This window comes from Hymenobacter ruricola, from assembly GCF_015694525.1.
Classification (GTDB): domain Bacteria; phylum Bacteroidota; class Bacteroidia; order Cytophagales; family Hymenobacteraceae; genus Hymenobacter; species Hymenobacter ruricola.
Window position 1 is genome coordinate 207,264 of sequence record NZ_JADQDM010000001.1, and the last position, 17,910, is coordinate 225,173.

Genomic DNA, 17,910 nt, shown 5'->3' on the forward strand with positions numbered 1-17,910 from the left:
TTTGCCGGTGGCGGAACACTGCGCCGCTGCTAAAGGCGCCCCGGATTCTGCTATTGCACAGTGCAAACAAAGGCCATTCGGCAAGAAATAAAAGCTGCCTCTCAGCCGTTTAATGCCCGTTTTTCTGAGTCCGTTACGCTTGCTTCACACGCCGCCCGCCGGGCCGTTCAGGATGTGTAAACCTGCTTTTACCGGCCCGTAGCCGGCTGGCGCCGCATCAATCCTGCTGCCGCTACACTTAAAAAACAACCGGGTTGCGTTTAAAAAACAACGCGCTAAGCACCATTTTTTTAAAAGTGCTGACCTGCATTTCGGCCCTAACACCGCCCCGCTTTTACAAAAGACGAAGGAGTGGTATTAAAAATTAGAATAGTTTAATTGCCAGCTTGCAAACGATTGTGGCCCCGGCAGAAGTCTGGTGGCTGCTGTCCGGTGCGGCCTGTGCCTCTGAGAAAGCATACTGAGGGCGGGCTTAGCTGCGCACGCCGGTAGACAACCAACCTGCTGGGCTGCCGTGCGCCCGCGCCGTCTTAAACAAATCGGAAACATTCCGGGGCCGGCTTGCGAATACCCAAGTCGGCCGGCCGCGCCAGTGCCTCCGGTTTCGCGCTTGCTACCGTCATGGCTTTCCCGCTGCAGTTTTTTCTGGAAACCGTTGTTTTACCCAACCTTCTCATGGCCAAAAGCAAAAAGAAAAAGCACTCCAAAAAGGACGACGCTTCGGACGACATTCTCGACGTAGCCGCCGTGTCCATCAAGAAGTTCCGGAAGGTGACCAAGGAAATCGGCAAGCTGAGCACCGGCCAGAAGCTGGTGGGCGGCATTGCGCTGGTAGCCGCCGGCCTGGCCTACCTGGCCACTCAGGAAGAGGACGGTGGCAATGGCCCGTCTGATTCCGAAAGCACTGATGTGGCCTTGCTGCCGCACGCCCACCACGGCCCCCGCCCGGCCGATGATGAAGATGACGAAACCGAAGCACCTCCCAAAGCCCACCATAAGCCGCGCAAAAGCTCCAAAGCTCGCCCTAAGCCCGGCCCCGAAGCCTAGCATTCATTCAGCAGTTCCGCTGCGTTCCATCCTTTCCAACCCAGTCCGATGAAAAAGACCAAGAAAAACAAAGCCGCCAAAAAAGCCACCCTGCTCAGCGGCGCCACCAAGTCGCTCAAGAAACTGGGCAAAGGCAAAGCCTTCGGCAAGCTCACCACCACCCAAAAAGTGGTGGGCGGCGCCGCCCTCGTGGCCCTGGGCCTGAGCTACCTCTCGAAGCGCCGAACCGCCGGCAAGGCCGCCGATGCCGCCGTGCCCAGCACCAGTGCCACTTCCGATGCGCTGGCGGCCGAAGAAAGCTTGGCCGCCATGGACGGCAATGCCTAAGCAGCGAATGCCAGCACAAATAAAAAAGGCTGATGCTCCACGAGCATCAGCCTTTTTTAATGAGTTGCGGTTTGTTACTCGGCAGCTGGAGCGGCGGGCGCGGGCGGTGGGGTGGCGCCGGCCATGCGCACGCGCACGGCGTTCGGGCCTTTCGGGCCCATTTCTACCTCAAACGTCACCTTGTCGTTTTCGCCGATGGTGATGCCGCCGAGGCCGTTGGCGTGCACGAAAATGCTTTCCTGCGTCTGCGAGTCGCGGATGAAGCCGTAGCCTTTCGACGTGTTGAAAAAGCTCACGGTGCCGGTGCGCAGGGTGTCTTCGGGCTCGCGGTCCTCCTGCTTGCGCACGCTGATTTGAATCTCCTCGTCCTTGATGACGCGTTTCTTGGTGGGGTCGGGCGGGGTGGAAGTGATGTTGCCGTTTTCGTCCACGTAGGCAAACATTTCCTCCAGGGCCGCGCCGGATTTGGCGTTGGCCTGGCGCTCCGCTTTGCGCTCTTCCTTTTCGGTTTTCTTCTTGGCGCGCTTCTTTTCGTTGTCTTTCTTACCAAACGTCTCTTGAGACCTACCCATAGTGTTGTGCTGCTAAATCATTGTATCTGACTTCCGCATCGGGGCGAGACGAAAAACAGAGGAGTGGATTACGACGAAGATACGCAATATCTAAGGCTAAACACGCGGGCGCCCTAAATGGGTTGCTGCCACCGCGTGTTGAGCCAGTTTTCCCGCTGCTGAGGCTTGAGGAAAGTCCAGGCCACGAAGCGGCTTTTCTTCTGGCCCTGAGCCATGGCGATGGTTTTTACTTCCGTGGCGCCGGCCGTTTGCAGGGCGCGGTACACGCCGGGCAGGGTTTCTTTTTTCGACACCAGCGTGGTGTACCAGTAGCAGGAGGTGGGCCGCCGGCCGCTTTCCTGCACCATGCGCCGGATGAAGCCCGCCTCGCCGCCCTCGCACCACAGCTCGTTGTGTTGGCCGCCGAAATTCAGGGCCGGGCGCGGCCCGCGGCCAGTGCCGAGGTTGGTGCCAAGGCCGGTGACTTTGCGGTGCGCTCCGGCCGCGGCTTCGGCCGCCGAGGCGTGGAAGGGCGGGTTGCACATCGTCATATCAAACACCTCACCGGCCTGGATGAGGCCGTCGAATATGCGCGTGCGGACCGGCTGCAGGCGGGCCTCGATGGCGCCGGCCAGGGCCGGGTTGGCGGCCTCAATCTGCTGGGCGGCGCGCACGGCCACGCCGTCCACATCCGAGCCCACGAAGTGCCAGCCGTACTCGCGCCGCCCGATGATGGGGTAGATGCAGTTGGCGCCCACGCCCACGTCGAGCACGCTGATGTCTTCGCCGGGCGGCAGCGTGCCGCCGTTGCTTTCGGCCAACAAATCGGCCAGGTAGTGCACGTAGTCGGCCCGGCCGGGGATGGGTGGGCAGAGGTAACCTTTCGGAATATCCCAGAACCCGATGCCGTAAAACTGCCGCAGCAGGGCCTTGTTCAAAGCCTTCACCGCGAGTGGGTTGGCGAAGTCAATCGACAGGTTGCCAAACTTGTTGGGCTGCACGAAGGCGGCCAGCTCCGGCGTGGCCTGGCTGAGCGCAGGGAAATCGTAGGGCGCGCGGTGCGGGTTGCGCGGGTGCAGCTGTTCCTTTTCGGTGGGCGGGGCAGGCGAGGGCGCGGGAAGGGGCTTTTTCATCGAATCGGTTTGAAGTTATTGCAAAGTTCGAACGATATAGGGGCGGGGCTCGCGCCCGCCCGGACGTTCAGCGTCGAGAGAACGACTTCGTTAAACGACGGGCGGGGGGCAGCCCCGCCCCTACACCGTTCAGACTGCGCTACGTCGTCTTATACAAATACCAGCCGTCGCCGAGGGGGCGGAGCATGATGAGGTGCTCGGGCGTCATGGCTGGTAGCTGGGCGGGCTGCGGCTGGTAAAGCAGCCCCACCGTGCTGTTCACCTTGCCGCCGATGACGAACTCCAGGCAGCTCGCGCAGCCGGTTTCGCGGCGCGTCACGCGGCTCAGGTACAGCTTGCGCAGCAGGGCGTGCACGGCGGGGTCGGCATTAGCGGCTTGCTCGCCGGCGGCGCTGCTGTCGGTGGTGAAGTAGCGGCCGGCCTGCACGAGGCGCAGCATTTTGCGGAAATCGGCCCGGTTTTTCCGGAAGTGCGCGGCGATGTCGGCGTCGGCCGCGGTCCAGAGCCGGAGGTTGCCCACGGTGAAGGCGTGGCTGGCGTCGGGGTGCTTGCGGTCGTACTCGGCCACTTCGGCGGGCGGCAGGGCGGTCAGAAGCTCCACCATGGGCGGGCCCAGGTGCGTCATGGCCAGGTTGCGGATGGCCTGCAGCTTCCAGGCGTGGTCTTCTTTGGCGAAGTGCAGGTAGAAGTCGCGGCGCTCGGTGGGGGCGCGCAGCTCCACGGCCACCACGGCGGTGCTGTCGGTTTGGTTCAGAAGCTCGCAGCTGCGCTGCAGCCGCGCCGGAATCTGCTGGCCCAGGGTTTCCTGTTTAGCCTGGCCGGCGGCTTCGCAGCAGAGGTAGTCCTTCATCCCGGCCCAGCCGGCCGGGGCCACAAACTGCTCGGCAATCTGCAGGGGTTCGAGGGTAGGGGGCGCGGCTGCCACCGCGCCGGGCAGCCACCAGATTAAAACGAACAGGAAAGACCTCATGCGCAAACCTAACGGCCGAACGGGCACTATTGATTCCGGCAGACAATACGGAGCCCTTTTAACGTAGCGAAATGGCGTTATTTGCCCGCATGAAACACGTATTGCTGCTCGCCAGCGGGATGCTGGCCCTGCTGCGGCCCGGCCCGGCAAACGCTCAGAAACCGCCCCTCACCCGCCAGCAATACCAGGAGGATTTCGATTTCCTCTGGAATACGGTACGCACCAACTACGCCTACTTCGGCACCACGCAAACCGATTGGGAGCAGGTGCGCGTTAGCTACCGACCCCAACTCGACACCCTGAGCAGCCGCCGCGCCTTCGTGCGGGTGCTCGAAAACGTGCTGGCCGAACTTTACGACAACCACGCCGGCCTGGGCACCAACCGCGCTGACTCCCGCCGCCTGGTGCCCACGGGCACCGACGTGTGGGCGGAATTCGTGGGCGACCGGGCCGTCGTGCAACAGGTCCGCGCCGGCTACGGGGCCGAAAAAGCAGGCCTCAAACCCGGAGCCGTAATCGAGGCCGTGAACGGCGTAGCGGTGGCCGAAGCCATCCGGCCCTGGCTGGCCCACGCGCTGCGCCGGCCGGACCCGGCCGCCCGCAATTTTGCCCTGGCTCAGTTGCTGGCCGGCGACCACATCACCCCGCGTACCTGGACCGTGCAAGTCGGCGTCCGTCGCTTCACTGCCCAGCCCGATGCGCCCGCGCCGCTGCTCGAAACCACGCCGAATAAGGGCCTGCTGGAGGTGAAACGCATCGGCGACCACGGGACCATTGGTTACCTGAAAATCAATAACAGCTTGGGCGACTCCCGGCTCATTGCCCGTTTCGACAGCGCCCTGACGGCGCTGCAGGGCACCCAAAGCCTCGTGCTCGACCTGCGCGAAACGCCCAGCGGCGGCAATACCACCGTGGCCCGGGCCATCATGGGGCGGTTTATAAAAGCCGAAGGGCCCTACCAGCGCCACGAGCTGCCCAACGAAGAAGCCGAAACCGGCATCCCGCGCCGCTGGCTGGAATTGGTGGCCCCGCGCGGCCCACGCTACGCTAAGCCACTGGTGGTGCTGGTGGGCCGCTGGACGGGCAGCATGGGCGAGGGCCTGGCAATTGGCTTCGATGCCTTGCACTGCGCCACCCTGGTCGGCACCGAAATGGCGCAGCTGCGCGGCGCCATTTATTCTTACCAGCTGCCGCATTCCAGCATCGGTTTCAGCTTCCCCGTCGAACGCCTGTACCACGTCGATGGCCGGCCGCGCGAGGCCTACCGGCCGCATTTTGCCCTGGATTTACTAAAAGCCGACCAGGAGCCAAAGCCCAGCCCCGACCCGGTGATGAAAGAGGCGCTCAGCCTATTAGAGCACAAAGATTGACGGCGGTCCGGCAGCGCTAACGTAGCCGGGCCGGACCCCGGCTGCGCCCGCCCGCCTTGCTGCCGCCGGCAGCCGGGCCGCGGCCCCCGCTTTGGGGCCGGGACGGGCCGCCGGGGCCAGCGCTTTTCGGGCGGGACGAACCGCCCGCCGCGGCCGGCCGCTTGCCGGTGGCGCCGGGTTTCTCGGGGCGCGGGCCCCACCAGCCGGTGCCGGAAGGGTTATTGCGCGAAGGCGGCCCCGATTTGCGCGGCCGCTGGGCCGATGCTTCTCCGGAGGCGGAGGCTGCTTTGGGCGCTCTGGGCGCAGCCGCTTTTGATGCGGCAGCTTTGGGGCGCCGGCCGCCGGAGGCTTCCTCGGTGCCGCTCGATTTTTCCACCATTTTCATGATGCCGGCCAACTCCTGCGGGGTCAGCTCGCGCCAGTCGCCCACGGGCAGGCCTTTCAGCGTCACGTTCATGATGCGGACGCGTTCGAGCTTGGTCACTTCGTAGCCGAAATGCTCCACCATGCGCCGGATTTGGCGGTTCAGGCCCTGCACCAGCGTGATGCGGAAGATGTAGGGCGTTTCTTTCTGAATGACACAGGGCTTCGTCACGGTGCCCAGCATGGGGATGCCGCGGCTCATTTCGTCCAGCATCTGGTCCGTAAGAATGCGGTTCACCGTCACCACGTACTCCTTTTCGTGCTGGTTGCCGGCCCGCAGAATCTTGTTCACGATGTCGCCGTCGCTGGTCAGAAAAATCAGGCCCGACGAGTCTTTATCGAGCCGCCCGATGGGAAAAATGCGCGCCGCGTGGTTCACGTAGTCCACGATGTTGCCGCGCACGCCCGGCTCCGAAGTGCTGGTGATGCCTACCGGCTTGTTGAAGGCCAGGTACACAGCGTCTTCGGCCTGTTTGGGCTCCAGTTTGTGGCCGTTCACGGTCACCCGGTCGCGCGGGCCCACCTGGTCGCCCACTTGGGCGGGCTTGCCGTTCAGCAGTACCAGGCCTTGCTCGATGTAGCGGTCGGCTTCGCGGCGCGAGCACAGGCCGCTTTCGCTGATGAATTTATTGAGACGGGTGGCGGACAACGGAGGCATAGGCGCGAAGGCAGGGAAGCGGCCCCGGACGGGGGGGCCGCAGGCGTAAGCGGGGCAAAGGTACCCCGGGCGCAGCCCGTTCGGCGGGCAGCCTACTTGTCCTCGATGTAGGCGTCGCCGCCAATAAAAATCATGCTGTTGTCGGCATGGGCCGGCGTGCCCGCCGCACCAATGGCAAAGGACTTGCGCACGGTGCGCCCGTCGGCGTAGGTGAGCGTGAGGGTGTGGCCCTGCAGGCGGTAGGTGCCGCTGGCGCTGCGGCGGCTGCCCCCGGCGGCGTTGGCCGTGACGACGCCGCCATCGGCCCCTTCGCTGAAGTGGCTGTCGTCAAGAAAATTAAGCTTGGAGATGACCAGCGACGTGGCGCCGCCCATGCTGCCGCCGCGGCTGTTTTTATACGTCCGCTGCAGCGGCACGGCCCCGGCCGCGTAGGCCGGAAACCAACTGCCCGAGCCCAGGGTGTAAGAAGCCGTGTGGCCTTTAGAGCCGGTCAGCACCACGGCGCTGCCGTTTTTGCGCCAAGTGCCCCAGGCGGCGGGGCGCTTGGCCTTGTCGGCGGCGGGGTTGAGGGTTTCCAGCGGAGTTTCGCCCACGTCGCAGTACTGACCGTTGGCCAGCAGGGCCACGGGCTCGAAGGTGATGCCGCCGTAAGCGTCGCCCACGGACCGAAAAAACCACTGCGCGCCGGCCGCTGCCCCCGTGCCGCTGGGCGCCGCCGGGGCCGTGGCAACTGCCGTCTTAGTGGTGGGCGCCGCCCCGGCTGCACCGCCCGAAGCCGCCGCGCCCGACTTGGCCACCAGGCCCTGGTCGGTGAGCTTGAAGAGGCTCAAGTCCATGCCGTACTTGTTCTTGAACATGGCGGCAATGCCCTGCCGGTACGCGGCCAGCGTGTTTTCCTTGAGAGCCGATTGCCAGCCGCCTTGCAGCAGCACAAATTGCAGCTTCATCTCCTCGCCCACTTGGCCCGCCGCGCCGGCCGTCCTGAGCTTGGTATTGGCGGCCAGCAGGGGCGTTATTTGCGCCCGCACCCCGCGCGCCATGGGCACCGTGATGGCGTTGCCGTCCTGCACGTTATTCACTATCATCCAGCCCAGTATCAGGAACGAAGCCAGATTGTCGGCCGCGTCGTTTTCGCGCAGGCCGCTGTCTTTGGTCATCTGCAGGTACACCGGGCCGTAGTCGTTTTTGCCCGGCCCCAGGCTGGCGACCACGGCTTGGGCCGCGGTGGGGTTGGTGGGCTTAAGCCGGTCAACGTATGCCTGCACGGTCCGGGCCCGCAGGGCCGGGGTAGACGTGTAGGCCAGCGACGCAGTGCCGGCCGGGCGCGCCGTGGATTTTCCCGCGTTGGCGCGGGCCACTTCGCCAAGGCTCATGTTGGCGATTTGCGAGCTCAGGAAGGCGTCTTGCAGCTGGGGGATGGCGTCCAGGTTTTGGGCCCGAGCGGCGGGGGCGGCCAGCAGCAGCACGGCCAACGTGCGGAAGTTGAAAGCAATGCTCATCAGCAAGTCAGGGGTAACGAGGGGTGGCGGAGAACGAGCGGGGCCAACCATGGGGCCAAACGAGTTGATTTACGAGCTTGGCAGCAAAGGGTTAATGAGCCAAATGCTGAGTCTGAGCCGGCAACCCACGCCGCATCTGCCCGTTAGCAAAGCATCGGTAACCCTTACGCACGCCTTTCTTTTCTCCTCATGTCCGACAAACCCACAATTTTTCCTCCCCAAAAACAAGACGCCGGTGCCGGCAGCCCCGGCCTGGAATACAAGATGACGCCCGAGCCCGAATTCATCCGGGAGGGCTACAAAGGCGCCGATAAGCTCAAGGGCAAAGTGGCCCTCATCACCGGCGGCGACTCCGGCATCGGGCGCGCCGTGGCCGTGCATTTTGCCGTCGAAGGCGCCGACGTGGCCATCTGCTACTTTCCTACCGAGCAGCAAGACGCCGAAAAGGTGCAGGAACTGGTGCAGGGCCACGGCCGCCGCTGCCTGCTACTGCCCGGCGACCTGAAATCGCCGGCTTTCTGCCAGGAAATCGTGGACCGCACCGTGGCCGAATTGGGCGGCCTAAACATTCTGGTGAACAACGCCGCCGAGCAAAACTGGCACGACTCGCTCGAAGATATCAAGGACGAGGAGCTCGACAGCATCTTCAACCTCAACATCATCGCCATGTTTCGCATTTCGCGAGCCGCCCTCAAGCACCTCAAAGAAGGCGCTTCCATCATCAACACGGCTTCAGTGAATTGCTTCAAGGGCAACGAACTGTTGCTGGATTACACCTCCACCAAAGGTGCCATCACGGCGTTCACGCGGGCCCTGTCGCTGCAGCTCGTCAAGAAAGGCATCCGGGTCAATTCGGTGGCGCCGGGGCCCATCTGGACGCCGTTTGTGACGGGCGTGGGGCTGATGAAGCTGCCGCTTTTCGGCCACGACGTGCCCATGGGCCGCGCCGGGCAGCCTTCTGAAGTGGCGCCGTCCTATGTTTTCCTGGCTTCGGAAGACGCTTCGTATTTCTCGGGACAAACGCTGCACCCCAACGGCGGTTCGGTGGTGAATGCCTAAACGAACCGCATAACCTGTGAGCAAGCGCGGCCGTATCAGCGCCCAAGAACTGCTACACAGCGGTTCTTTTTTCTTAAAAATCCGCTTCCCATGAACACCAAACTATTAGGCCTGTTGGCGGCCGCTGCGCTGGCCACCGCCGCTTGCACCCAAGACAAGCCCGCCGCCGAAACGGCCGCCACCAACACCGTGCCCTCGGCCACCGAAAACACCGCCGTGGTGGTGCCCGATACCATTGCCTACCGCACCGACGCCCGCCACACCGCCGACCGCGTGGCCCAGGACCTGGCCCTGACCGACGAAACGGTGAAGCGCCGCATTGAAAACGCCTACTACACCCGCGCCAGCCGCCTCGGCGAGTTGGAATCGCGCTACGCCACCGACACCACCGGCCGCTACCTCGCCATTCGCGAAGCCAACGACCAGACCGACGAGCAAATCCGCACCACGCTCAACAACCCCGAGTATTACAACACCTATTCCTCGAACCGCGCCTCGTACGGCGACGGCCCGTACTCGCTGGCGCCCATGGTGGTGACCACCACGACCACGCGGCGTACCGGCGGCGTGAGCCAGGGCACGGCCATCAAAAAGCTGGAGCGGGAAGGCGACGGCGACAAGAAAACCAAGTACCTCAACGGCGCCAAAGTGAAGCGCGACGACGACGGTTCCGTTAAAATCAAGCGCGCCGATGGCACCAAAGTGAAAATTGACGAAGACGGCAACCGCACCGTGAAAAAGAGCTTGTTTAAATAAGCTTTCGCAACACACGAAAAAGCCCGCTCCTGGTTTGGAGCGGGCTTTTTTTATGGAAAGCGGCGGGGTGGCTCACCACCGCAACGACCACGAGGCGCCCGTGAACGGGCCGTAGGTGTAGGGCGAAAATTGTCCCTGCCGGTACCAAGGCAGCCGCTTGGGCGGGCGCACCCAGCCGGTGCCGTGGGCTGCGGCCGGGTCGGTGGGGGCGTCCTCTACGCGGGTGCGGCCGTTGCGCACGGCAATCTTGGCAAAGCCGTAGCCGATGGCAATGCCGATGGGGTAGTCAGAAGCCCAGTGCACGCCGTTGTTGAGCATGGCGTAGCCCAGCAGGCCCATCAGGCCGTAGCCCACGGGGCGCACGAAATGGTATTCGGGGTAGTTTTCGGCGATGACCGTGACCGTGGCCATGGCCGTGGCCAGGTGGCCGGTGGGGAAGGCGTCGTAGTTCGGCACGAAGCTCTGGTAGCGGTTGTACGACGGAAACAAGTGCCACTCGCCGCGGTCCTTGGTGGCCACGTAGGGGCTTTGGCGGCCGGTGAGGCGCTTGAGGGCCTGCACCACCAGGCCGGTGCTGAAAATGGCCTCGCCCAGCTCGCTGGACGTGCGCAGGGCCCGGTTGTCTTTCTTGATGCCGCCGTAAATCCAGAAGCTGCTGGCCACGGCCAGGTGCGTCCAGCCGTCGCCGAGGTAGTAGAAGGTGCTGTTGAGGTTGTCGGGCACGTTGAACTCGAACGGCAGGTTGGCCGAGCCCACGTGAAACGGCACGTAAAACAGCGTGCGCTGCGTGCTTTTGGCCGTGAGACCCAGCTGCTTGCCCACGTCCTGGCTCCAGTCGATGATGGCCTGGTCGGCCACCCACAGCGCCACCGAGCCCGCGGACAGGCCCAGGAGGGTGCCCTTGTTTTCCTTGCGAAAGGCGTAGCCGGGAAACTGGCCGAGGTCGCGCGGAATGTTCAGGGCCCATCGGAAGGGCTTGGGCTTGTCGTAGTGCCAGGTCACGCCGGGCGCCACGGTGTAGTCGCTGATGCGGCCGTCGGCGTCGCGCGGGTGGATGTGCGGCAGCGTGTCGTTGAGGTCGGAATGGGCCGCCGGGAGCGGCGTCGGGTCCGCCAGGGCGGCCTGGCAGGTATCGGCCGGCACGGCCAGCGAATCGGACGGGGCCGCGGCCCGGGCCGGCGCGTGGGCGAAGCTGGCGGTGGCGGAGAACAGGCTAAGACAAAGGGCCGCAAACAGCCGCAAGCGGCGAGGGGTATAAGGCTTCACGTAACGGATACTTTTTAACAACAACGGCACTCACCTACGACAAGCGCGGGGCAGCGGGGCGCGGCCAATGCCAGGCGGCACCAGCCCCGGTTTGCCTAACGGGCCGCAAAGGTAACACCTGGGCCGCGAAGGGGGTACCGCCGGGCCCGGGCCAACCGCGCAGACGGATGAAGGCCCGGAATGTTGTGCAAGCCGCGTATCTTTCTGCGAGGCCGCGCCTTGCCGCGCGGCCGTTTACTGCCCGCGCCCATGCAACCTATTGTTTCCGAGTTGACTACTGATTCTGCTGCCTCAGGCGCCGCCTCGTTGGCGGCCAATCCCTACCAGGCGCAGTTTGAGGCCCTGCGCCGGCGGGCGGCCGCCCTGCGCCAGGAGGGCGTGGCCGCCCGCCGCGCCCGCTTGCAGAAGCTCAGCAGTTGGCTGCACGCGCACCGCGCCGACATTCAGCAGGCCCTGTTTGCCGACTTCCGCAAGCCGGCGGCCGAAACGGATTTGACCGAAATATGGACCTCGCTGGTCGAGCTCAAGCACACCATGGCCCACCTCAAAAAGTGGATGGCGCCGCGCCGGGTGGGCAGCAGTATGGCCCTGCTGGGCACCCGCTCCTGGGTGCAAATCGAGCCCAAAGGCGTGGTACTCATCATTTCGCCCTGGAACTACCCGTTTTATCTGGCCGTGGGCCCGCTCATTTCGGCCATTGCCGCCGGCAACGCCGTGGTGGTGAAGCCTGCCGAGCAAACGCCCGCCACCTCGGCCCTGCTGCAACGGCTGGTAGAGGAGCTGTTTCGGCCCGATGAGGTGCTGCTGGTGCCGGGCGACAAGGAAGTGGCCACCCAACTGCTGGAACTGCCCTGGGACCATATTTTCTTCACCGGCAGCCCCGAAGTGGGCAAGATTGTGATGCGCGCCGCCGCCCGGCACCTCAGCGGCCTCACCCTGGAGCTGGGCGGCAAAAACCCCGCCGTGGTGGACGAAACCGCCAACCTGCGCGACGCCGCCGAGAAAATTGTGTGGGGTAAATTCCTCAACAACGGCCAGACCTGCGTGGCGCCCGACTACCTGCTGGTGCAGGAAAGCGCGCAGCCAGCCCTGTTGCGCGAGCTCACGGCCGCCATTCAGCGCGCCTACAACCCCACCGGTGCGGGCATCGAGCAGAGCGAGTCGCTGGCCCGCATCGTGAACGAGCACCATTTTGCCCGCCTCGCCGGGCTACTGGAAGACGCCCAGACCCGCGGCGCCACCGTGGCCGCCGGCGGCACCGTCGATGCCGCACAGAACTACATCGAGCCCACGCTGCTGACCAACGTGCCGGCCGGTGCCCGCGTGCTGGAAGAGGAGATTTTTGGCCCGCTGCTGCCCGTGCTCACCTTCAAAACCCTGCCCGAAACCACGGAGTACATCAACGCCCGCCTCAAACCGCTGGCCCAGTACATCTTCACCACCAACCAGGCAAACCGCCGCTACCTGCTCGAAAACACTTCGGCTGGCGGCGCGGGCATCAACGAAACGGTGCTGCACTTCGCCCACCCCGAACTGCCGACTGGCGGCGTGGGCAACTCGGGCCTGGGCAAGGCCCACGGGCACGCGGGCTTCCTGGCGTTCAGCAACGAGAAGGGCGTGATGCGGCAGCGCGTGGGCTTCACCGGCATCAAGGCCATGTACCCGCCCTACACGGGCCGCGTGCAGAAGCTGATTGACTTGCTGGTGAAGTATTTATAGCCGCCCGCGGCGCCGGCAAGGTTACCTTCTGGGTGGCCGCGTGATAAAGGCCCATGAGGTTTTCCTTCCCATTGCGCGCTGGTTTGATAGGCGTTGCCGGCTGGCTGCTGACAGCCTGTGACGGCGAAAAAGTGGAGATGCAGGAGCGCCACTACGCGGTGGGGTTTGCGCAGCCGTGTCCTGGCCAGGCGAAGAAAAAAGCCTCGTTTCCGGCTCATTGGCAAGGTGTGTACGCCGCATCCGCTCCCGGCTATTCGCTGTGCATCGGGGCCACGGCCGTCTGGAAGCAGCAACAACGAAGTGAAATGTACCACGCCAGCTGGCAGCAGCTTGATTCGCTCCGCCTGCTTTTGAGCGTCAACGATGCGGACAGCTCTTACCAGGACTTTAACGGCAACCGGCACCAACTGCACCTGATAGGCCGCGACTCCGTCCGCGACAGCTGGCTGCGGTGCGACACGGTGTTCTCGCTGGCCGGGCCCCACGCCGGGCAGCTGCGCCGGTTTCAAGGTCGCTACTACCTCAGCACCCGCGCCGAAAACGAGGATTACTGGCAAGTGCAGCGGCTCGAAATAGCCGGCCGCCACCTGACCTGGCAATGCCTGGGGCAGGACACGCTCCGGCTGCGCGCGTTGGACACGGCCGCGGTGCACACCCGGCGGCGCCCGGGGTTTTCGCTGTTTCGGGTGCAGCCCGCTTCGGGTCGGCAAAAGCGCCACGTGGGCGACTACGCCGGGCTGTGGGAAACCGAAGGAGCGTTTGAACGTCGGCCCTGAGGTAGCCGGAGTGGCGGCCGTTTCAGGGGCTTTATCTTTGAGCGCATTCTTACCACCTCAACCATGGGCCAGCCCGAAACCCGGCGCCGCTACACTCCCGAAGAATATTTCGCTTTGGAAGCGCAGAGCGCGGTGCGCCACGAGTATTTCGACGGCGAGGTTTTCGCGATGGCGGGAACAACTATCCCGCACAACCTGATAAAAGGCAACATCATAGCAGGTCTGAGGGCGGGGGCGCGGCAACAGGGTTGTCGGGTCTATGATGAGTCGGTGCGACTGGCAGTACAGGACCAGTTTCACTATACGTATCCTGATATTATGGTGAGTTGCGACCCTGCCGACCGGCGTAGCTCATTATTGATTCGTCAGCCCGTGCTCATCGTGGAAGTGCTGTCGCCCTCTACGGCCGAGTACGACCGCAGCCGGAAATTCAACCAGTACAAGAAGATACCGTCGCTGCGGCACTACATCCTGGTTTCGCAGACGGCCTGGGTGCTGGAATGGTTTCGGCGCGATGACCTGGGACAGTGGGTATACACCGTGTTCAGCGACCCCGCCGACGTGCTGGAAATTCCGGAGTTGAGCCTGAGGCTGCCGCTGGCCCAGGTGTATGACGACACCGACGTGGCCCCGTTGCAACTGACGCCAGAGCCGGAGCCAGACAATCGACTTCCGTAAATCGTGAAGCGGCTATTTCTGCCGCTGCTGCATCTCGGTGGCTATTTTTTGCTGGGTGGCCTTGGTTTGCAGCTGCTGAAACTTGGCCGGGCCCACCACGGCGCGCAGCTCTTTCTGGGAGTTTGTGTTGATGCGCTTGAGCTCGGCCAGCAGCTGCGGCGACTTGGGCGCGAACTTTTCCTTGGCCGCGTTCGACTGCGTGAGCGTGCCGTTGAGGATGGTGCGCACCCGCCCGGTCTGGTCTGGGGTAAGCTTGAGCTCGGTGCCCATCACGTCGGCCAGGTCGCGGGCGGCGGTGGGCGGCGCGGGCGAGTCGGGCGTGCGGACGGTTTCGACGACGGGTGCGGGCTTGTCGCGGTGGAAAAGGGAGCAGCTAGCCGCGGTCAGGGCCAACGACAGAAGGGCGAAAAAGCTGGGAAAGCGCATGCGGTGCATTAATAGCGGTACTGCTATCAATACGCAGAAAACACCGGTGCGGCTGGCAAGGTCCCTCAGCGGGTGTCAATAGGAATGCGAATGGCGGGTATCAGGGCCGAGTTGTTTTTGCGCATTGCCTGACGTTCGAGCTTGTTGCGGCGGCGCCGAAACTTCTCGCGGCCGCTGCCAAACTGGCCGAACAGGCTGTCGGCGCGGGCCGTGGTTTGCTGCTCGATGTGAGCGTAGGCTTCGCGGCGCGCTTCGCCGTGCAACTGCCGACGGGCGGCGGCCCGCTCGGCCCGCTGGCGCAAAATGATGGCCCGGAGCCGCTCGTGCCGCTCCGGAGTCAGGCCGTTGACAACTTCCCGCACCCCGCCCCCGCAGTTGCCGAACAACAGCACCGCCAGCAGTGGCAGCAATAGCAGGGAGGTGAGCGGCGGGCGTTTCATCAACCGAAAGTTACGCGGTGGCAACCGCCCGTTGTTGTGTTTCCACTGGCCGGGCGGCTTTCAGGCTCTGCGCCGTGAAGTGCGCCAGCGCCATGATGGTGAGCATGGGGTTTACACCGCTGCAGGCCGGAAAGGCCGAACCGTCGGCCACGAAGAGGTTTTCAACCTCCACGGTTTCGCCGTTGAGCTTGAGCGGGTGCGTGGCCGCGTCGCCGCCCATGCGGCAGGTGCTCATCTGGTGGGCGCTGTAGAGGCCGAACTGGTTGGGCTTCCAGCTCAGGTGCGGCAGCTTGTCGAGCACTTCGGGGTTCTGCAGCGCGCCGTCTTTGGCGTGCAGCGTGGGCAGGGTATTGTGCGGCAAATACACGGTTTCGGCGCCGGCCGCCACATGAATTTGCGCGGCGGCGCGCACGCCTTCCAGCATGTTGCTCCGGTCGAAATCTGACAAGGAGTAATCAATCAGCGGCATGCCGTTTTTGTCGATGCTGACCCGGCCGCCGTCGCGGTCGCGCGTGAGGATGATAAAGGAGCCCAGGTGGCTGGCGTCGCGCAACAGCTCGTGGTGCTGCCGGCCCGACAGCCAGGGCAGCACCATGCTCAGCAGGCCGGGGTGGGTGGGCGGCGTTTCGAGCTTGGCACCGAAGTTGGTGCCGTGCAGCTGGGTGTAGGTGTCGTTTACCACGCTCATGCTGGGGCCGTGCCAGGAGTTCATGGCGCGCGGGTAGCGGGCGCCTACCACCACGGTGGGGTGCAGGTGCAGGTGGCGGCCCAGATGCGGGTGCTTCAGGCCCGAGCGCAGCAGCAGCGCCGGTGTCTGGATGGCGCCACCGGCCACCACCACACGCTTGGCCTTCACTTTGATGTGGATTTGGTGGCCGTCCTCCGTCGTGTGCACGGCCTCGGCGCCGGTGGCCCGGCCGTCAGCAATGGTCACGCGGTCCACCTTCGTATCGGCCAGAATGCGGGCGCCGTGCTCGAAAGCCGTGAGCAAATACGTGTTCAGCGTGCCTTGCTTGATGCCGTGGGCGTCGCCCAGCGTGGTGTAGCCCAGGCTGCGAAAGTGGCTGTCGGAGTCGGTCAGGCCCTTTTCGTTGCGCGGAATCAGCTTCACTTCCTGGCCCAGCTTGGTCGAGCCGTCCCAGAGGGCCTGGTTCTGGCCGTTGTGGCGGGTGTAGTTGGTGTTCACGCCGATGGTGCGGGCCACGGCGTTGAGGCTTTCCTTGAATTCGAGGGTGATGAAGTGGGGCGCGTCGTGCTCGCGGGCCCATTCCTGCAGCACATAGTCGGGGGTGCGGAAGGCGCCGGCCCAGTTCACGGTGGTGCCGCCGCCCAGGCAGGCGCCGGCCAGGATGCCGATGCTGCCGTCCTGGGTGCACAGCGTGCCTTTGGCGTCGTAGAGCTTGCCCAGCATGTCTACTTCGCGCTGCGTAAAGTCGCAGCCGTGGCAGTAAGGGCCTTTTTCCAGCACCAGCACGTCGTGCCCGGCTTCGGCCAGCTCGCCGGCCACCACGCCACCGCCCGCGCCGCTGCCAATCACCAGCACGTCGCACTCGTACCCCGTGTCCTGCGTGGGCCGCAGCGTGCGGATGGGCTTGGGCAAATCCACGGGCTGCTCATCAGGGCCGGGGTAGCCGAGGTGGCCCCAGGCCGCCGGCACTTCGGCCATGCTGCCGCCGTAGTACAGCAGCGTGCACAGCTTGCGCAGCGCCTGAAAGCCCTTGCGCAGCTGCGGCACGTTGGACGAGGCCCAGCTTTGCAGCAGCTGCTCGCGCTGCGCGGGCTCCAGCTTGCGGAACGGTTTCAGCGGCCCGAACCACGTCAGGCCCAGCAAGGGCTTTTCCAGCAAATCGAGGAGCTGGCCAAACTCGGCCTGCGCGCCCTGTGGCTGCTCCCGAATGGCAGCCTCCAGCTTCTCCAGATTCAGGCCGAGCGAGCCGGCCGGGCTGCCATCGGGCAACTGGGGAATAAACGTGTCGGCAAGGGCTTGCAGAATGGCGGAGCGTTCGGGCGTGAGTGAGAACATGCGGCGGGAATTTTGGAGGCTAAAAGGTAGGGAATTTTCTCCAAAGTGTTAGGCGTGCCGAGTAGTTTTCAGGGTGGGAGGGTGGGGATTGTAAAAAAGAACGTCATGCAGCGCGTAGCGAAGCATCTTGCCCGCGCAATGCAATTTTGACGATTGATTTACTGGCTGCGGGCAAGATGCTTCGCTGCGCGCTGCATGACGTTCTGCTCCCGACCTTTGCTCCTGCCAAACGCCGCTGTCCATGCCAAAGCTCCTCCAAACGCCCGAAACCACCTACCGCGTCCACTTTCAGGACTGCGACATGCTGGGCCACCTCAACAACGCCCGCTTCCTCGACTACTTCCTCAACGCCCGCGAAGACCACACCACCGAGCATTACGCCCTGAACATGGGTCAACTGGCCCAGGAGCAAAAAGCCGCCTGGGTCATCACCAAGCACCACATCAGCTACCTCAAGCCGGCCCGGCAGGGCGCCACGGTGCGCATCCTGAGCCAGCTCATTCACTTCGACAACTCCAACCTGGTGCTCGAAATGCAGATGCGCAGCGAAGACGGTCTACGCCTGCTGGCCCTGCTCTGGTCCGAAATGGCCTACGTGACCACGCCCGCCGGCACCCGCACCGAGCACGCCAACGCCATGATGGACCTGCTCGACCAGCTCGACGTGGAGGAAGTGAGCTACGACCCCGACGGCTTTGATGAGCGCGTGAAAGAGGTGCGCCAGCAGCTTAAGAAGCAGCGCCGCGGCGCGGGTGCGGACGAATAGCGCAATCGTCCATTAAAGCACGT

Annotated in this window: 18 protein-coding genes; 9 read left to right on the forward strand and 9 right to left on the reverse strand. The window is 64.2% G+C overall.

The genetic code is table 11. The annotated features are described in order from the left end of the window. The first annotated feature begins 621 nt into the window (after positions 1-621). Both I2H31_RS00950 and I2H31_RS00955 read left to right on the forward strand, forming a co-directional pair. A complete protein-coding gene (locus I2H31_RS00950; protein WP_196291123.1) occupies positions 622-1,047 on the forward strand; it encodes a hypothetical protein in 426 nt (141 codons plus the stop codon). A gap of 48 nt (positions 1,048-1,095) precedes the next feature. Next, positions 1,096-1,374 carry a hypothetical protein gene (locus tag I2H31_RS00955; protein ID WP_196291124.1) on the forward strand — a complete coding sequence of 93 codons (279 nt, stop codon included), beginning with the start codon at positions 1,096-1,098 and terminating at the stop codon, positions 1,372-1,374. Between the two features lie 74 nt (positions 1,375-1,448). Here I2H31_RS00955 and I2H31_RS00960 read toward each other — a convergent pair whose 3' ends face one another. The 3 genes from I2H31_RS00960 to I2H31_RS00970 form a co-directional block, all read right to left on the reverse strand. Beyond that, positions 1,449-1,946 (reverse strand): cold-shock protein, encoded by a 498-nt coding sequence (locus I2H31_RS00960; protein ID WP_196291125.1) that lies wholly within the window; start codon positions 1,944-1,946, stop codon positions 1,449-1,451. Positions 1,947-2,059: 113 nt separating this feature from the next. Further along, a complete protein-coding gene (rlmF, locus tag I2H31_RS00965; protein ID WP_196291126.1) occupies positions 2,060-3,058 on the reverse strand; it encodes a 23S rRNA (adenine(1618)-N(6))-methyltransferase RlmF in 999 nt (332 codons plus the stop codon). Between the two features lie 139 nt (positions 3,059-3,197). Next, positions 3,198-4,028 (reverse strand): hypothetical protein, encoded by an 831-nt coding sequence (locus I2H31_RS00970; RefSeq protein ID WP_196291127.1) that lies wholly within the window; start codon positions 4,026-4,028, stop codon positions 3,198-3,200. A gap of 89 nt (positions 4,029-4,117) precedes the next feature. Between I2H31_RS00970 and I2H31_RS00975 the strand changes: the two genes are divergently transcribed. Continuing rightward, positions 4,118-5,398 carry a S41 family peptidase gene (locus tag I2H31_RS00975; protein WP_196291128.1) on the forward strand — a complete coding sequence of 427 codons (1,281 nt, stop codon included), beginning with the start codon at positions 4,118-4,120 and terminating at the stop codon, positions 5,396-5,398. 16 nt (positions 5,399-5,414) lie between these two features. Here the strand turns inward: I2H31_RS00975 and rluF are convergent, their stop codons facing one another. Both rluF and I2H31_RS00985 read right to left on the reverse strand, forming a co-directional pair. After that, positions 5,415-6,479, reverse strand: a complete 1,065-nt coding sequence (gene rluF / locus I2H31_RS00980; protein ID WP_196291129.1) for a 23S rRNA pseudouridine(2604) synthase RluF — start codon at positions 6,477-6,479, stop codon at positions 5,415-5,417. Positions 6,480-6,571: 92 nt separating this feature from the next. Next, on the reverse strand, positions 6,572-7,978 hold the full coding sequence (locus I2H31_RS00985) for a hypothetical protein (RefSeq protein ID WP_196291130.1): 1,407 nt from the start codon (positions 7,976-7,978) through the stop codon (positions 6,572-6,574). A 189-nt stretch (positions 7,979-8,167) separates the two neighbouring features. Between I2H31_RS00985 and I2H31_RS00990 the strand changes: the two genes are divergently transcribed. Then, on the forward strand, positions 8,168-9,037 hold the full coding sequence (locus tag I2H31_RS00990) for an SDR family oxidoreductase (protein WP_196291131.1): 870 nt from the start codon (positions 8,168-8,170) through the stop codon (positions 9,035-9,037). A 90-nt stretch (positions 9,038-9,127) separates the two neighbouring features. Next, positions 9,128-9,793 carry a hypothetical protein gene (locus I2H31_RS00995; protein WP_196291132.1) on the forward strand — a complete coding sequence of 222 codons (666 nt, stop codon included), beginning with the start codon at positions 9,128-9,130 and terminating at the stop codon, positions 9,791-9,793. Between the two features lie 72 nt (positions 9,794-9,865). Here the strand turns inward: I2H31_RS00995 and I2H31_RS01000 are convergent, their stop codons facing one another. Further along, positions 9,866-11,059, reverse strand: coding sequence for a phosphatase PAP2 family protein (locus I2H31_RS01000; protein ID WP_196291133.1), 1,194 nt, complete (start codon positions 11,057-11,059; stop codon positions 9,866-9,868). Between the two features lie 249 nt (positions 11,060-11,308). On the opposite strand from I2H31_RS01000, the gene I2H31_RS01005 reads away from it, so the two are divergent. The 3 genes from I2H31_RS01005 (at position 11,309) to I2H31_RS01015 (ending at position 14,232) form a co-directional block, all read left to right on the forward strand. Further along, positions 11,309-12,778, forward strand: coding sequence for an aldehyde dehydrogenase family protein (locus I2H31_RS01005; protein WP_196291134.1), 1,470 nt, complete (start codon positions 11,309-11,311; stop codon positions 12,776-12,778). Between the two features lie 83 nt (positions 12,779-12,861). Beyond that, the gene (locus I2H31_RS01010) at positions 12,862-13,554 is read left to right on the forward strand and encodes a hypothetical protein (protein ID WP_196291135.1); all 693 of its coding nucleotides are present in this window, start codon (positions 12,862-12,864) and stop codon (positions 13,552-13,554) included. Between the two features lie 63 nt (positions 13,555-13,617). Further along, positions 13,618-14,232, forward strand: a complete 615-nt coding sequence (locus I2H31_RS01015; RefSeq protein WP_196291136.1) for a Uma2 family endonuclease — start codon at positions 13,618-13,620, stop codon at positions 14,230-14,232. 12 nt (positions 14,233-14,244) lie between these two features. Here I2H31_RS01015 and I2H31_RS01020 read toward each other — a convergent pair whose 3' ends face one another. The 3 genes from I2H31_RS01020 to I2H31_RS01030 form a co-directional block, all read right to left on the reverse strand. Then, the gene (locus tag I2H31_RS01020; RefSeq protein WP_196291137.1) at positions 14,245-14,658 is read right to left on the reverse strand and encodes a hypothetical protein; all 414 of its coding nucleotides are present in this window, start codon (positions 14,656-14,658) and stop codon (positions 14,245-14,247) included. 65 nt (positions 14,659-14,723) lie between these two features. Continuing rightward, positions 14,724-15,098 carry a hypothetical protein gene (locus I2H31_RS01025; RefSeq protein WP_196291138.1) on the reverse strand — a complete coding sequence of 125 codons (375 nt, stop codon included), beginning with the start codon at positions 15,096-15,098 and terminating at the stop codon, positions 14,724-14,726. Between the two features lie 10 nt (positions 15,099-15,108). Beyond that, a complete protein-coding gene (locus tag I2H31_RS01030; RefSeq protein ID WP_196291139.1) occupies positions 15,109-17,121 on the reverse strand; it encodes an FAD-dependent oxidoreductase in 2,013 nt (670 codons plus the stop codon). Positions 17,122-17,362: 241 nt separating this feature from the next. Between I2H31_RS01030 and I2H31_RS01035 the strand changes: the two genes are divergently transcribed. Further along, entirely contained in the window at positions 17,363-17,887 is a 525-nt protein-coding gene (locus I2H31_RS01035) for an acyl-CoA thioesterase (protein WP_196291140.1), read from the forward strand. The last annotated feature ends 23 nt before the right edge of the window (positions 17,888-17,910 follow it).